17 protein-coding genes are annotated in these 14,804 nt (G+C 67.3%); 10 read left to right on the top strand and 7 right to left on the bottom strand.

Translation table 11 applies throughout. The features are described from left to right. Positions 1–10 precede the first annotated feature (10 nt). Genes ACO1BU_RS21090 through ACO1BU_RS21080 form a run of 3 tightly spaced genes read left to right on the top strand, consistent with a single transcriptional unit; the run spans position 11 to position 1,744 of the window. Entirely contained in the window at positions 11–319 is a 309-nt protein-coding gene (locus ACO1BU_RS21090) for a hypothetical protein (protein ID WP_424137943.1), read from the top strand. After that, positions 316–1,215, top strand: a complete 900-nt coding sequence (locus tag ACO1BU_RS21085) for a cytochrome c oxidase assembly protein (RefSeq protein WP_424137942.1) — start codon at positions 316–318, stop codon at positions 1,213–1,215. The genes ACO1BU_RS21090 and ACO1BU_RS21085 overlap by 4 nt, the downstream gene beginning before the upstream one ends. Beyond that, positions 1,196–1,744, top strand: a complete 549-nt coding sequence (locus ACO1BU_RS21080) for a c-type cytochrome (RefSeq protein WP_424137941.1) — start codon at positions 1,196–1,198, stop codon at positions 1,742–1,744. The genes ACO1BU_RS21085 and ACO1BU_RS21080 overlap by 20 nt, the downstream gene beginning before the upstream one ends. 96 nt (positions 1,745–1,840) lie before the next feature. Here ACO1BU_RS21080 and ACO1BU_RS21075 read toward each other — a convergent pair whose 3' ends face one another. The 4 genes from ACO1BU_RS21075 to ACO1BU_RS21060 all read right to left on the bottom strand — a co-directional run bounded on the left by ACO1BU_RS21075 (position 1,841) and on the right by ACO1BU_RS21060 (position 4,529). After that, positions 1,841–2,758: a c-type cytochrome gene (locus ACO1BU_RS21075; RefSeq protein WP_424137940.1), complete on the bottom strand. Its 918-nt coding sequence runs from the start codon at positions 2,756–2,758 to the stop codon at positions 1,841–1,843. Between the two features lie 96 nt (positions 2,759–2,854). Then, positions 2,855–3,280 (bottom strand): DUF4142 domain-containing protein, encoded by a 426-nt coding sequence (locus ACO1BU_RS21070; protein WP_424137939.1) that lies wholly within the window; start codon positions 3,278–3,280, stop codon positions 2,855–2,857. A gap of 168 nt (positions 3,281–3,448) precedes the next feature. Continuing rightward, the gene (locus ACO1BU_RS21065) at positions 3,449–3,958 is read right to left on the bottom strand and encodes a ferritin-like domain-containing protein (RefSeq protein WP_424137938.1); all 510 of its coding nucleotides are present in this window, start codon (positions 3,956–3,958) and stop codon (positions 3,449–3,451) included. A 55-nt stretch (positions 3,959–4,013) separates the two neighbouring features. Then, entirely contained in the window at positions 4,014–4,529 is a 516-nt protein-coding gene (locus tag ACO1BU_RS21060; RefSeq protein WP_424137937.1) for a YciE/YciF ferroxidase family protein, read from the bottom strand. Between the two features lie 418 nt (positions 4,530–4,947). Between ACO1BU_RS21060 and ACO1BU_RS21055 the strand changes: the two genes are divergently transcribed. The 5 genes from ACO1BU_RS21055 to ACO1BU_RS21035 all read left to right on the top strand — a co-directional run bounded on the left by ACO1BU_RS21055 (position 4,948) and on the right by ACO1BU_RS21035 (position 10,928). Beyond that, positions 4,948–5,799 (top strand): manganese catalase family protein, encoded by an 852-nt coding sequence (locus ACO1BU_RS21055; protein WP_424137936.1) that lies wholly within the window; start codon positions 4,948–4,950, stop codon positions 5,797–5,799. A 217-nt stretch (positions 5,800–6,016) separates the two neighbouring features. Continuing rightward, positions 6,017–7,165, top strand: coding sequence for a UDP-galactopyranose mutase (glf, locus tag ACO1BU_RS21050; protein ID WP_424137935.1), 1,149 nt, complete (start codon positions 6,017–6,019; stop codon positions 7,163–7,165). 10 nt (positions 7,166–7,175) lie between these two features. Next, complete coding sequence (locus ACO1BU_RS21045; protein ID WP_424137934.1) at positions 7,176–8,363, top strand: glycoside hydrolase family 1 protein; 1,188 nt, start codon at positions 7,176–7,178, stop codon at positions 8,361–8,363. 241 nt (positions 8,364–8,604) lie between these two features. Continuing rightward, positions 8,605–10,548 carry a PAS domain-containing protein gene (locus ACO1BU_RS21040; protein WP_424137933.1) on the top strand — a complete coding sequence of 648 codons (1,944 nt, stop codon included), beginning with the start codon at positions 8,605–8,607 and terminating at the stop codon, positions 10,546–10,548. Then, positions 10,545–10,928: a response regulator gene (locus ACO1BU_RS21035; protein WP_424137932.1), complete on the top strand. Its 384-nt coding sequence runs from the start codon at positions 10,545–10,547 to the stop codon at positions 10,926–10,928. Before ACO1BU_RS21040 ends, ACO1BU_RS21035 begins: the two co-directional genes overlap by 4 nt. A gap of 41 nt (positions 10,929–10,969) precedes the next feature. Here the strand turns inward: ACO1BU_RS21035 and ACO1BU_RS21030 are convergent, their stop codons facing one another. Together ACO1BU_RS21030 and ACO1BU_RS21025 are read right to left on the bottom strand one after the other, a co-directional pair. Then, positions 10,970–12,493, bottom strand: coding sequence for a sensor histidine kinase (locus ACO1BU_RS21030; RefSeq protein ID WP_424137931.1), 1,524 nt, complete (start codon positions 12,491–12,493; stop codon positions 10,970–10,972). A gap of 113 nt (positions 12,494–12,606) precedes the next feature. Next, entirely contained in the window at positions 12,607–13,347 is a 741-nt protein-coding gene (locus ACO1BU_RS21025) for a Crp/Fnr family transcriptional regulator (protein ID WP_424137930.1), read from the bottom strand. A 119-nt stretch (positions 13,348–13,466) separates the two neighbouring features. On the opposite strand from ACO1BU_RS21025, the gene ACO1BU_RS21020 reads away from it, so the two are divergent. Next, a complete protein-coding gene (locus ACO1BU_RS21020; protein WP_424137929.1) occupies positions 13,467–13,853 on the top strand; it encodes a response regulator in 387 nt (128 codons plus the stop codon). A gap of 26 nt (positions 13,854–13,879) precedes the next feature. On the opposite strand, the gene ACO1BU_RS21015 is transcribed toward ACO1BU_RS21020, so the two are convergent. Continuing rightward, complete coding sequence (locus ACO1BU_RS21015) at positions 13,880–14,374, bottom strand: helix-turn-helix domain-containing protein (RefSeq protein WP_424137928.1); 495 nt, start codon at positions 14,372–14,374, stop codon at positions 13,880–13,882. Positions 14,375–14,487: 113 nt separating this feature from the next. Here ACO1BU_RS21015 and ACO1BU_RS21010 point away from each other — a divergent pair, with 113 nt between their 5' ends. Next, positions 14,488–14,694 (top strand): hypothetical protein, encoded by a 207-nt coding sequence (locus tag ACO1BU_RS21010; protein WP_424137927.1) that lies wholly within the window; start codon positions 14,488–14,490, stop codon positions 14,692–14,694. Positions 14,695–14,804: the final 110 nt, after the last annotated feature.

Below are 14,804 nucleotides of genomic sequence, written 5' to 3'. Positions count from 1 at the left end.
AGGATGGCGGATGCTCCTGCCCTGGGCCGGCGCCCTCCTCGGCCCCGCCTTCTGGTGGCTCAATATGCAGTTGGGTCTCATCCTGCCTTACCCGGAATGCGGCGGGGGATTCCGGACCAGCATCCTGACCACCTTCCTGGGCGTCGGTGCCTCCCTTATCGGGGCCTTCATCTCCTATCGCGCCTCGTCCTTGCGCCATCCCCGGGTCGGACCGCTCGGCTTCGTCGGCTCGGTCGCGGCGCTGCTCGGCGTCGTCTTCGCCTTCGCGCAGATCCTGCAGGCCGCCTCTGTCCTGGTGCTGACGGGATGTGAAAGATGAGGCGCGCCCTTCCCCTCACGCTCGGGCTGCTGCTCTGCGCGGGCGGCGCCCAGGCACATGGCGGCGCGGATCATGGCCACGGCCCAAGCTGGACCTTAGATCCCTGGGTGGTGACGCCGCTTCTGGCCTCGCTCATCCTCTTCGCCGGCGGCACCTTCCGCCTCTGGCGCCATGCCGGGATCGGGCGAGGAGTCGGGACAGGCCAGGCCGCCATCTACGCGGCCGGCTGGCTCTCGCTCGCCACCGCGCTCCTCTCCCCTTTGCATTGGTTCGGCGAACGGCTCTTCACGCTGCATATGGTGGAGCACGAGATCGTCATGGCCGTCTCGGCCCCGTTGCTGGTGCTGGCGCGGCCGGGCGGCGCCTTCGCCTGGGCACTTCCGGCAGGCCTGCGGCGTCCGGTCTGGCGCATCGGGCGGCTGCGCCCGCTGCGCGCCACCTGGAACGGGCTCACCACCCCTCTGGCGGCGAACCTCCTGCACGGCGCCGCCATCTGGATCTGGCACGTGCCCGCCTTCTTCGATGCCACCGTGCTGCATGTCGGCATCCACCGGCTCCAGCATCTGAGCTTCTTCGTGACCGCCCTGCTCTTCTGGTGGTCGCTGTTCCGGCGCAGCGAACCCGGCCCCGCGGCCGCCCATGTCTTCTTCACCATGCTCCATACGGGTCTTCTGGGCGCACTGCTCACCTTCGCGCCCCGCGTGCTCTACGGCGCCCAGACCGCCCGATCGAGCCTGTGGGGCCTCACGCCGCTGGAGGACCAGCAGCTCGCCGGCCTCGTCATGTGGGTTCCGGCCGGAACGATCTATGCGGGGGTGGCGCTCGCCTTGCTCGCTTCCTGGGTGCGACGGTCCGGACGGGCCTGGAGGGCAGCCGATGCGCCCCGCTCTCTCTAAAGGCCGCTGGCGGATGGGGCTTCGGGGGCTCGCCGCCCTCCTGCTTGGCGCCGCGGCGCTGCGCTTCGTCCAGGGCCCCGGCCTGACCCCGCCGGGAGAGTCCGAGCTGGGACGGACCCGGCCGCCGCGCTGGCGCTTCCGCGCCTTCGCGGCGATCGGCCTCGGGCTCCTCCTCCTGGGCACGCTGGGCGTCGGCGGCATGGGCCTGATGGCCAGCCGGGAAAAAGAGGCGGTCGCGAAGGCCCTGACCTCAGGCGACCCGAGCCGCGCTCCGGCGCTGATGACGCGCTATGGCTGCGGCGGCTGCCACACCATCCCCGGCATGCCTGGTGCTAATGGAAAAGTGGCCGGACCGCTGACCGGCATGCGGGAACGCGTCTATGTCGGGGGCGTCGCGCGCAACACGCCGCAGAACATGATCAACTGGATCGTGAATCCCCGCGCCTTTTCGGCGAACACCGCCATGCCGGCCACGGGCATCACGGAGACGGAAGCGCGCGACGTAGCGGCCTATCTCTACAGCCGCTGAAAGAAGTCCGGGAGAGGCATTCTCCCGCCTTCTTCTGCCGGTGGCGCCAGTGCACCGCTGAATCTCGCGCGCGCTCGGCCCGAAGAAGCGCCGCCCTCAGTTCTGCATCCCGGGCGTCGGCCGAGATGGAAGTGAGTGGACATAGGTGGCAATCGCCCGCCGGTCGCCCTCCGGCAGGGCGGAAATGTTGTTGACCACATCAGCCATGGAAGACGATGCCTTCCGCAGGTCGGGCGTCATGCCCGTGGTCAGCACCGCAACCATATCGTCGACCGACCATGTGCCGATCGCCTGGGGCGTGATGTTCGGCACGAAGCCCGTCCCCTCCTGGTCCGGCCCGCCGGCGAAGCGAGCCGAAGGCTTGATGGCGCCCAGCAGGTTCCGCGTCGAATGACACTCCGCGCAATGCGACACTGCCTCGACCAGATAGCGCCCGCGGTTCCAAGCCGGATCCTTGGACGGATCATCCGTGACCGGCGTCCGGTCGAAGAAAAGCAGCTTCCAGGCGCCGACACCGCGCCGGATGGTCAGGGGAAAGGGAAGGTCATGCGGCGGTGCACGTCCGGATACCGGCTCCAGGCTCCGCAGATACGCCCATAGGTCCCGCACGTCCTCCGGGCGCATATGCGCGTAGCTCGTATAGGGAAAGCCGGGATAATAGTGTTGCCCGCCCGGCGACACGCCCGCCATCAGTGCATTGGCCAGGTCGATGCCGCGCCAGCGCCCGATCCCGTCTTCCGGATCAGGTGAGATATTGGGCGGATAGAAAGTGCCGTATGGCGAACCCAATGCGAGGCCGCCGCCAAGGCGCAACCGGTCCGGCTGCCCCGGAGAGGCGTGACAGGACGAGCATTGCCCTGCGTTGAACACGAGCCTGCCGCGTGCCGCATCGCCATTCTCGAAACGCGGTGCATCTGCCTCGGCGAAGCCGGGACGCGGCGCCGTGACCACCCATCCTACGCCGCCGGCGCAGAGAACCAGAAACGCGGCCACAAGAAGCAGAATGCGGACCATCACCCGGTCCTGCCTGCTGATAAGACGTTCACACAAGAGCCTGTCATGCGCCGTCTGTATCAGGACCGGGTGATGACGGAAGTTGCTCCGAGGTCGTCAGCCCCGCGGGCCGAAGGACTCCAGGAAGTTCAGGTGTTCGCGGATCCGGTCGGCCGCCAGGATAGCGATGCCTCGGTCCGACAGCGGCGATGCGCCGCTCTGCTGAATGGCCTGATAGACAGCCAGCGCCTCGCGGTGCCCCTGGGTCTGCGCGGCGACGAACAGACGGTCGAACTCCGCCCCGTTCGCGGCCTGGAGCTGCTGCATCAGGGCCGCTTGCTGCTGCGTCGGCGGCGGCGGGCTCACCCGCTCACCCTGCAGTGCCATGGCCTGCATGATGCCCTGCTGCTCGCTCACCTCGAAGGTCGCGAAGCGGCGCAGCTCCGGCCGCAGCGCCCTGTTCATGCCGAGTTGCCCCGTCTGCATGAGGAAGGCGCCACCCTGCAGCGCCGTGCTGCGGAGAGCACCCGGGGTGCCGGCCATGCCGGGCCCAAGGGCTGGCTGGGAGTTTGCGGCACAGCCGGCCAGCGCCGCCCCCGCAAGGGCAACGCCCAATATCCGTCGTTCGAGCAAGGTCGTCTCCACCATTGGTCCTGCCGATCGGCCGGGACGTTGTTGGAAGAAGGGCGGCCGCACCGCGGCCGCCTGCCTTCAGATGCCGGCCTGCGTCCCCTGGGCGGAACGCATCGCGTATTTCCGGACGATCGCGTCGAGGTTGTCCTCGCACCACTGCGCCATCCGCTCCTCTTCACGCAGCGATTCCTGCAACGCGGCGGGGGAACGGGTGTCCCCGGCCAGATCCGCCAGGGTCAGCAGCGACTTGTAAGAGGCGATCTCGAAATGCTCGAAGGCGTAGTTCGCCAGCGAGTTCTTCAGGATCTCGTCGGGCGCAATCCCATGCGCCATGGCGGCCATGTTGCCCATCGCGCCGGTCACAAGATCCTTAAGGCCTGAGCTGGAAGTTCCCAGGGATTCCAGGATGGCGTCCAGCCGGTCACGCTGCTGCTCGCTTTCGGTGATGTGCCGGCGCAGGACCTGCTCCACCTCCGGATAGTTTTCCAGCCGCTCCACCTGGCGTGACAGGAGCTGGATCGCCTCCGTCTCGACGGATCGTGCGTTGACCAATCCGGTCACGTAGATCTCGCGAATGCTTTCCTGCATGGTGTCAGTCCTCCGTTATGCCGTGTGATCGATCTGGGATGAAGTGGCCGAAGCGCTAGGCTTCCACCTCTTCTTCTTCCTGCTCAGCGCGCAGCGCAGCCGGAAGGATCGCGCTGCGGGTCACCTTCGTCAGAAGCCCGTCCTGCGCCTTCTCCTCGGCCAGCGTCTGGGCCAGAAGGTTGGCGACCTCTTTCTCGCCCATTGCCTTGGCCAACTCGACCATCGTGCCATAGGCCGCAATCTCGTAATGCTCGATCCGCTGCTGGCTGGCCACGATCACCAGATCCATGACCGGCCCCTTGTCCTGCTCTTCCATTTCCTGCACGGCCTCTTCGACCAGCCCACGCATCGCTTCGCAGACCTTCCGTCCCGGGCGCACCTGCATCAGTTCGAGCGCCTGCTCCACGCGGTCGCGCTGCTCCTCGGTCTGGGCGATATGCGCCTCGATGCCCTCCCGTAGTTGCGGCTCGGATGCCTTGCGCAGCGTCCGCTTCATGATCTGGATCGCCTGCTTCTCGGCGCTGAAGGCGTCCTTCAGCTGGTCCACAAGCATTTCGCGCAGCTCGGACATATGGCCTGTTCCCCTCATTCACTGGCGCGCCCTGCCCGATGCCCGGCTGGCCGCGTTGGATGTTGCGGGCGAACAACACATCTGCGGTACCGTGTTTTCGAGCACCCCACTCACATCTTTGTAATCGTTAACATGGATCAGCACCGCGCCCGTCATCGGCCTTTGCCGGCCAACCTGTGTCACGGGCACAGCTGTCTCACAGATGCGTGACGGAGATGGCGTAAGCTCGATCTGCGCGTTCGGACACCGGAGCGGGCCTGCTCTGAAGGAGGCGGGTCTTCCGCATGACCTCCATGCAGCCCTCCTCCCCCGCCGCAAGGGCCCGTCAATCCTTTGTGCGCCTCATCCTAGGTTAAACCGGGGCCGATGTTCCGTCGCTAGCTGCGCCGGCGGCCCATTTCTTCGACAGGAAGCAGCCATGTTCTTCGCCAATCCACGACTTCAGTTCCCGGTTCGGGTCGAAACACCCAACCCTGTCTTCGCGCGGGCTCTGCAGCAGGCGATCGGCGGCGTGGAGGGTGAGATCCGCGTGATGCTGCAGTACCTGTTCCAGTCCTGGGGCGCGCGCGGGCCGATGAAGTACCGCGACATGCTCCTCAATACCGGAACGGAGGAGATCGGCCATGTCGAGATGCTGGCAACTGCCGTCGCCCTGAATCTCGAAGGCGCTCCGCTCTCCTTCCAGGAAGAGATGTCGAGGGATCCCGTGGCCGGTGCGGTCCTCAACGGCATGAACCTGCGCCACATCCTCTCGACGGGCCTCGGCGCAACGCCGGAGAACTGCAACGGCGTTCCCTTCAACGCCAGCCATGTCTATGCCAGCGGTAATCTCGCGGCAGACATGTACGCCAATGTCGCCGCTGAAGCGACCGGCCGCGCGCTCGCCACGCGCCTCTACGGGATGACCGATGATCCCGGCATGAAGGAGATGCTCTCCTTCCTGATCGCGCGCGATACCATGCACCAGCAACAGTGGCTGGCGGTGATTGAGGAACTGGGTGGCACGGCCGCGCTGCCGATCCCGAACAGCTTCCCGCAGTCCCAGGAAAAGAGCGAGTTCGCCTACGCCTTCTTCGTGCACAGCGCGGATGGCTCGGTGCCGGAAGGACGCTGGACCAGCGGTCCCTCGCTGGACGGCAAGGGCCAGTTCGAGGCCATGATCTCCAAGCCGCTTGGGGATATCCCCCAGCTCGCCCCGGCCCGCCCCGATGGTGGTGCCCAGACCGAGCAGACCAGCATGGTACCGCCGACTGGCGCCACCACGGTTTGATGCTATAGCCATCCAAGCAATGGAACCCCGGCCGGGGCGCAGCCTTGCGGCGCGCCCCGGCCGCCTTGAATCACAGCAGGAGTGATGACCGTTCCTCCCTCGTCGCCAGACAGCACGGCGCCCCGCCCGCCGCTGATCCGCCTCTTCCATCCACGGAACCTCCCGCTCCGGGCAAAATCCCGGCACGACAATCAGATGATCGCGACAGGTGGCTCTCATGTTTGACTGGTTGGTGGTTGGCGCGGGCTTCGCAGGTTCCGTCCTCGCGGAACGCCTGGCCTCCGTGCGCGGTGAGCGCGTCTGTGTCATCGATCGTCGCGACCATGTCGGCGGCAACGCCTTCGATGAGCTGGACGCAGCCGGGATCCTCATCCACCGCTACGGCCCGCATATCTTCCACACGAACAGCGAAGCGGTCTTCGCCCATCTCTCGCAGTTCACGAAATGGCGCGCCTATGAGCACCGCGTGCTCGCGCGGCTGGCCGACGGCATGCTCGTGCCGATGCCGATCAACCGCACGACGGTGAATCGGATGAACGCGCTGAGCCTGACCACGGCCGAGGAGGTCGAGGCCTTCTTCGCGTCGCGCGCCGAGCCGGTCGCAGAAATCCGGACCTCCGAGGATGTCGTGGTGTCGCGTGTGGGCCGGCAGCTCTACGAGACCTTCTTCCGCGGCTACACGCGCAAGCAATGGGGCCTGGACCCGTCCGAACTGGACCGCTCCGTCACCTCCCGCGTGCCGACCCGCGCCGACAACGACGACCGTTATTTTACGGATACGCACCAGTTCATGCCGCTGGATGGCTACACCGCCATGTTCCGCCGCATGCTGGACCACCCGAACATCACGGTCATGACCAGCACCGACTACGCCGCCGTGAAGGACAAGATCCCGCATCGCCGGATGGTCTGGACCGGCCCGGTGGACGAGTTCTTCGATTTCCGCTTCGGCAAGCTGCCCTACCGTTCCCTCGTCTTCCAGCACGAAACCCATGACCGGGAGTGGTTCCAGCCGGTCGGCACCGTGAACTATCCGGGCGAGGAAGTGCCCTTCACCCGGGTCAGCGAGTACAAACACCTGACCGGACAGGTTCACCCGAAGACCAGCGTCACCTACGAATTCCCCTCCGCCGAGGGCGACCCCTACTACCCCGTGCCGCGGCCGGAAAACGCTGCCCTGTACAAGCAGTACGAGGCCCTGGCCGACGCCACGCCGGATGTGTGGTTCGTTGGCAGGCTCGCGACCTACCGCTATTACAACATGGATCAGGTGGTGGCCCAGGCGCTGGCAACCTTCCGGCGTATCGAGGCCGCTGTGCCGCCGCACGCAGAGAAGGAGGCGCGCCCCACCCTGGCGGGAGAGTGAGGCGCTTTTGATGGTAGACAGGCTGTTCCCCAGCTTTTTCATGGGGGGCTTTGAGTGCTCAACCCACCGGCGGCATGACAACCGCCGGCTGGACCTGGTGGCATCGACCCGCCACGACGAGCTCGCCGAGCAGGACTACGCGGCCCTGGCTGCCGAAGGTATGTTCGGTGCGCGCGACGGTGCGCGCTGGCATCTGATCGAAACGAAGCCGGGCCAATATGACTGGTCCAGCATCCTTCCGCAGATGCGGGCTGCCCGCCGCAACGGCGTGCGCGTCTCCTGGGATCTCGCGCATTACGGCTATCCCGACTTCATCGACCCCATGTCGGATGAATTCGCGGACTCGCTGGCCCGCTATGCCGCCGCCTTTGCCCGGCTGGCGCTGGAGGTGGAAGGCCAGCCCCCCATCCTCTGCCCCGTCAACGAAATCTCCTTTTGGGCCTGGGCGGGCGCCGAAGTCGGGCACTTCAACCCCACCCTGCGCCACCGCGGCGGCGAGCTAAAGCAGCGCCTCATTGCGGCCTCCCTGAAGGCCGCCCGCGCCGCCCGGGAAGCGGTGCCGGGCACCCGGATCATCGTGGTCGATCCCCTCATCCGCGTCGTGCCGCTGAAGCCGGAGCATGAGGAGCACGCGAAGATCTACACCGCCTCCCAATGGGAGGGCTGGGATGCGCTGCTGGGCCGGGGCTGGCCCGAGCTGGGCGGCGGCGATGACGGCTTCGACGTAATGGGCGTGAACTACTACTGGAACAACCAGTGGGAATATCTGGGCGAGAAGATCGCGGCCGGCGACCCGCGCTACCGCCCCTTCCGCGAGCTGCTGCTGGACGCCTGGAACCGCTACCGCAAGCCGATCTTCCTGGCCGAGACGAGCATCGAGGGATCCGTCCGCGCGCCCTGGCTCCGCTATGTCGGCGCGGAGGTGCGCGCCGCCATGCGCGCCGGCGTACCGATCAGCGGCATCTGCCTCTATCCCGTCGTCAGTCACCTCGGCTGGGACAATGACCGCTACTGCCCGAACGGTCTCTGGGAAATGGAGGCCACGAACGGGCAGCGCTCGCGCCACGAGCCCCTGGCGAAGGAACTGCGGCGGCAGCAGAAGCTGTTCGACCAGATGCTTCGCGGGGAAGAGGTGCCCGAAGACCCGGAGGCGCTGGAGGAACTGGCCGCCGAGTTGCGGACCCTGGCCGCGGCCTGACCAGGCGGCGCGCCCGGGCCGGCCCGCCGCCCGGACGCGTTCCGGGCGGCGGACATGCTCGCGGCCGACGGCACGATCCCGCTCGGCACGGGCCGCCAAAAAAACACGGTTCGCCCCGCCACGCTGGAGCGGCGCACCGACCGCCGGACCGAACCCGGCCCTTGGCGGTTGAATTTTTCAGAGTCCTGCACTCGGACCGAAGCCGGTATAGGTCATTCAAGGGGCGAGGGAGCCGAATGCCTTGAGTGACCAGACCGGGAAGATCGGCCCGCCCGAAAGCGGGCCGGTGGCCGTGATCGGCCTGGGGGCCTCGGCCCCGGCCTTCCGGTCCCTTGAACGCCTCTTCGCCCTCATACCACGCGACAGCGATGCGGCTTTCGTCATCGTGTCGGAAGCCACGCACCCTCTCGACACCGACGCGCTTGTGGCCACGCTGAACGCCCATGGCGGCCCACAGGCCCGCATCGCCGCGGACGGCGACCGGCTGGCGCCGAACCAGATTCATGTCGCGCCGGCCGGCGTCATGGTCACGCTCGAAGACGGCAAGCTGCGCCTCTCCCAGCCTGAGCAACGGTCGGGCCATCGCGGCACGGTGGACACCTTCCTCCTCTCCCTTGCCGAACAGCGGCGCAACGCCGCCGTCGGCATCATCCTGGCAGCCGTGAAAGCCGCAGGCAGCCTGGGCATCGCCCGGCTGAAGGAATGCGGCGGCCTGGCCATCGCCGAGGCTGAACCAGAGCACCCCGAACCCGATCCCCAGGATATCGATGGCGCCGCCGGCATGGCCGATATCCGCGTGCCGCTGGAGGAGATCCCGGCCCGGCTGCAGCGGCTGATCGAGCACCTGCTCGAATCCACCCGGATTGCGACGCTCTTCCTCGACAACGACCTGCGGGTGAAAAGCTTCACCCCCAGCCTGTCCGAGGTGTTCCACCTCACCGACAGCGACCTGGGCCGTCCCATCGCCCATATCGCCGCTCGCCTGCCTTATCCGGACCTGGCGGAGGATGTGCGGCGCGTCCTGCGCACCCTCTCCAATGTCGAGCGGGAGATCGGCACGCCGGAAGGCGGCCGCTATCTCGCGCGCGTGCTGCCCTATCGCAGCGTGGACAACTTCATCGCCGGCGTGGTGATCACCTTCCTCGACATCACCGCGGCCACCGTCGCCCAGGCAGCCCAGCAAGCCGCGGAAGAACGCACGCGGCTCGCCGCCACGGCAGCGCGGATCGCAATCTGGGAACTGGATGTGGAAAGCCGCCAGTTTACCCATTCCGAGGGTTTCGAGACAGCCTTCAACATCCCTCCGCCGCCTGCCCTCCCCGCGCTTCTGGCCAGGACGGCGGCGGAGGACCGGCACCGCCTTTCCACCGCCTTTCACGCCGCGATCGAGGAGTGCGGGACGCTGGACGTGGAAGTCCGCATGAATGGCCTGCGCGGGGAGGTATGGGTCCGCTTCAGCGGCAGCCGGAATGGCGGAAAGCTGCTCGGCGTGCTGCAGAACGTGGACGAGCGGCGCCGGGCGGAGGCGCAGCAGAACCTGCTGATGGCGGAGCTGCAGCATCGCGTGAAGAACATCCTGGGCGTCGTGCGCTCCCTCACGGCCCGCTCGCTCGAAAGCTCGACGAATCTGGCGGAGTTCGCCGCCCGGTTTCCGGGCCGCATCGACGCGCTGGCCCGCACCCAGAGCATGATGGCCAACCGCGGGACCGGCGGCATCCGGCTGGACGAGCTGATCCGGGATGAGCTGGAAGCCAGCACCGGAAACGGAAACGACCGGGTGGAGATTGGCGGCCCGCCCATCCTGCTGAAGGACAAGGCAGCGGAAACCTTCGCCCTCGGTATTCACGAGCTGACAAGCAACGCCGTGAAATACGGGGCACTCTCCACCAAGGAGGGCCAGCTCACCGTGCGATGGGGCGTCACGAACACCAGCAACGGCGCCCGCCTCGCGCTCACCTGGCAGGAGCATGGCGTCCGCATGCCGGATAAGCCTCCCGCCCGCACCGGCTTTGGCCGCCGCCTGATCGAACGCGCCCTGCCTTATGACCTGGATGCGGCCACGGCGCTGGAATTCGGCCTCGACGGCGTGCGCTGCACGGTCGAGCTGCCGCTTGGGCGGCACGTGATCGCATGGGAGCAGGACGCCATGGAACCGGTGGGCCGCGGCAGGGAAACCGCCGCATGACCGCCGCCGGGAACACCACCCGCCCCCTCGCAGGCCGATCGGTGCTGGTCGTCGAGGATCAGTATCTGATCGCGGACGAGTTGTGCACGATGGTCGAACAGCTTGGCGGCCGGGTGCTCGGCCCCGCCCCGAATATAACCTCCGCCTTCGCCCTGCTCACGGAAGACCGGGCGGACCTGGCTCTGCTCGACGTAAATCTGGACGGGGAGGAGGTCTACCCGCTGGCCGAAGCCTTGCAGCGCGTCGGAACGCCCCTGGTTTTCACCACTGGCTATGGCCACCGCTCCATCGACCCGCGCTTCGCCGACGCGCCGCATCTGGAGAAGCCGATCGGGCTCCAGGTCCTGACCGAGGTCCTGCGGCGCCTCAGCCTGGCCTGACCCGTAGCCGTCGGGGGAAGCGGTGCCCCCGCGCCTTACTGTCAGAGCGCTTCCGTCAGGCTGCCGTGGCCGGGCCCTTCACCCTCCGGGGAGGCGGGGGCCAGCACCCAGTCCGACAGGGGCAGCTCGATCCTGCAGCACAGCCCATCCGGCCTGAATTCCTGCCGCACCTCCGCGTTCAGCTCATAGGGAAGGCTGCGCTCCAGCACGTCGGTCCCGAAGCCTCGGTGCCGCGGCCCCTCCCTCATGCCGCGCACGCCACTCTCCTGCCAGACCAGCACAAGCGTCCGGGCGCCGGCCCTTTCCTCGACCTCCCAGACCACCTCCACTGCGCCCCCGGGGAAGGACAGGGCACCGTATTTCACCGCATTGGTGGCCAGCTCGTGGATGGCCAGTGCCAGCGACTCCGCGGCCTTGGCGCGCAGCTGCACAGACGGCCCGTCCACCCGCACCCGCCGGCCCTCCCGGGCCAGCTGGGCGCGCAGCTCGTCCGCGATCAGCTGCGCCAGATCCAGCCCGGCCCCGGGATCACGGGTCACGGCGGCCTGCACCCGGGCGAAGGCGTCGATCCGCCCGTCCACATGCATGGCCAGGTCCTCGACCGTCTCGCTCGCCTCCACGGTACGGCGGATAATGGAACGGATCACCGCCAGCGTGTTGCGGACCCGGTGCTGCAACTCAGCGAGAAGCAGGCGCTGCTGCTGCGCCATGCGGCGCAGCGCATCCACGTCGGTGGAGGTGCCGACCCATTCCACGGGCATCCCGGCCTCATGGCGCACGAGCCTGGCGCGGGTCTGGAACCAGCGGTAACGGCCCTCCCGGGCGTCATGGATGCGGTACTCGACCTCGAAGCCCGCCCCGGCTTCCGCCCGGCGCCACGCCTCCATCGCCGCCTCGCGGTCCTCGGGATGCAGGGCGGACAGCCAGCCCAGCTCCTGGCTCGCCGCCTCGGACAGGCCGGTATAGGCGGTCCATTGCGGGCTGGACCAAGTCCAATGCCCGCCATCGGCAGCCCGCCAGACGAGCTGCGGAATGCCCTCCACGAGGCTACGCAGCCGCCGGCTGTCCTGCGCCATCGCCGGGCCGGCGCTGGCCGGAACAAGGGTGCCGAGCAGTCCGGCAATTCCACCCGCCGCGTCACGCAGCGGAACGCAGGACAGTGTGCCGCACCATGGGTCCGGCACGTCCTCCTGCGCCGCGCCGGGGCCGACATCCTCGCGCAGGCCCCCCTCGCCGCACCGCGCGCGGGCTGCCATCGGGCCCAATGTTTCCGCGATCGCCGGCCAGGCTTCGAGCAGCGGTTTGCCGAGAGCCTCCCTGGGCTCGCGGCGCGTCAGGGGAATGGCCGCGTCATTATGGATCTGGATCAGCTCCGCCCCCCAGGCGACGAAGCCCGGCAGGGGCGAGGCCAGGCAGATCTCGACGGCTACGCAGAGGCCATCCGGCCAGGAGGAGACAGGCCCGAGCGCCGTTGCCGCCCAGTCATACGAGCGAACCAGCCCGCCCATGGTGCCGCCGCCTGCCGGCCAGCCAGGAGGCGGGCGCGAAATCGCAACCTGGGTCATGCTACGCCCGCCGCCGCAAGAACGCGCCCACATACGGGCCGGGGGAGATCTGCGTCTCGCCTTCCAGGCAACAAGAGCCGTGGAAGTGCAAGGGAAAGCCGTCCGCCCGGCATCTAGTCGTTCGCGTCCAGATGCTGCCCCTCGCGACCGAGGTGCAGGTAATTGGGGTTGAACTGGGCGGCCAGCTGAAGAGCCTCCAGATCCGGGATAACCAGGGTTTTCCCCTTCAGCACGATCAGGTTTGCCGCCCGCATCTCCTGAAGCGTGCGGTTCACATGCACCGTGGAAAGCCCCATCGCATCCGCCAGCTCGGACTGCGTGAGCGGAAATTCGCAGCGATTGCCATCCGTCAGGCCAACACCCCGGAGCCGCAGGAACAGCTCGCACAGAAGATGCGCCATGCGCTCAAGCGCGTCACGCTGGCCGAGGCTGACCGTCCACTCCCGTTGGACCGCGGTGCTCACCAGCGATTCCCACCAGAGCGCCTGGGTGATGCGGGGATAGGCCAGCGAGACCTCCTCCACCCGCCGGCGGGGGATCTGGGCGAAGGTCACGGGGGTCAGGGCCCCGACGGAATGGTCCATTTCCCGCAGAACAAAAACATGGCTGTCACACAGGTCACCAGGCAGGAAGAAAGCGATGATCTGCCGCCGCCCATCCTCCAAGTGCTTGTAACGGCAGGCCCATCCGGAAAGCAGGAGGTTCAGGACCTGCGGCTGGTCCCCCTCCCGGATGATGTCCTCGCGCGCCCCGATCTGGCGAACCCCACTGGCGGCAAGCTCATCAAGAAGTTGTTTTTCGGAGGATGCAAGCCGTGTGAACTGTTCCAGTTTTCGGACCAGAGGATTTGACATCAAAGGATTCCTGTGACGCAGGCCGGTGACGCTCCTGCGTCCGGTGCGTTAACATGGGTAGTTGCGGGGTGCTTTGCCCCGCCGGACAGACGTTGGCGACAGACAGAGGCACCGGGTCCATGACCGAAACGACACCGCCGAAGGACTTGTCTGGCCAGCGGGTTCTGGTGGTGGAGGATGAATTCTTCGTCGCGGATGATCTGGCGACCGCGCTCAGCGATCTTGGCGCCGCGGTGATCGGCCCGGTGGCGACCGCCGAAGGGGCGCTTGCCCTGCTCTCCCGGACGGAGCGGATCGACCTCGCGGTGCTCGACGTGAACCTGCGGGGTGATGCGGCCTTCCCGGTAGCTGATGCCCTGAACAACCGCGGAGTGCCCTTTATTCTCGCCACCGGATACACGCAAAGCGCATTGCCGGCGCGCTTTATGGACGTGCCGCACTGGGAAAAGCCGTTCGATCCCCGCGCGCTGGTCCGCGCCCTGAGCGCGTTGTCCCAGCGCGCCTGAAGCCAGGCCGCCGCAGCGCCAGCCTGTCACGAGGCAGGCGGGCGGGCCAGCACGTCCGTCACATCCTGATCGGCGGGAACCAGCGTCCTGATAAGGGCCAGAATACGCTGGCGGGTGGCTGGACGCTCTATGCGCCGGTAGGCGCGCACGAGATCCAGCATCTCCCCTTGCCGGAGCAGGTCAGCCGGCACTCCATCCCCCTCGGAATCCTGGCAGGCGGAGCCTTCGCGCGGGGGCATCTCCTCGAAGAAAAAACCGATCGGCACGTCCAGGGCCCGCGCCAGGTCGAACAAGCGGCTCGCCCCGATGCAATTCTGGCCCTGCTCGTATTTGTGGATCTGCTGAAAGGTCACGCCGATCATCTGGGCCAGTTCATGCTGGCTCACGCCCATAAGATTGCGGCGCAGCCGGATGCGGCGGCCCACATGGGCATCCACCGGTCTGGCCCGCATCCGGCGGATCGGGGGTGGCATATCAAGCGGGTGCCCAGCCTCTGGCAGGCCTGCCGAAACATGCGTCACAGGCGGGTCTCCCTTCCGGTTGCACTCTGTTGGCGGGAGGCGAGCAAGTATCAGGAAGAGGCGATGCGTTAATTACTATATGTTAAAGATCAATCCGGCCATCGAATGCATCCATGAGAAGCATGGTCGAAACGTCTTCCCCCGCTGAACTCAACCGCAGACTGCTTCAGGCGCGGCTGGTTTTTGGGCTTTGCAGCCCGTCCTCTCTGCGCGTCGCACCGGAGCGTCGCTCGCCGGATCGCCAGGATAACAAGCAGGTGCTGGCATTGATGGACCGAACGCCGCCGGCCACCGCCAGCGAGAACGGCAAGCTGGCCTGAGGCGAACGGAGCGAGGCTGGCCCGCATCCCCCTGGTGACACCGGCTCGGTGACACCGGGACGGGACGGAGCCGCCGCCTAGGAGACGATGCTGGAACGCGGCGTCGTGGA

The organism is Roseomonas chloroacetimidivorans (genome assembly GCF_049629625.1).
GTDB classification, from domain to species: Bacteria; Pseudomonadota; Alphaproteobacteria; order Acetobacterales; family Acetobacteraceae; genus Roseomonas; species Roseomonas chloroacetimidivorans.
This window is presented reverse-complemented; position numbering and strand designations above follow the sequence as displayed.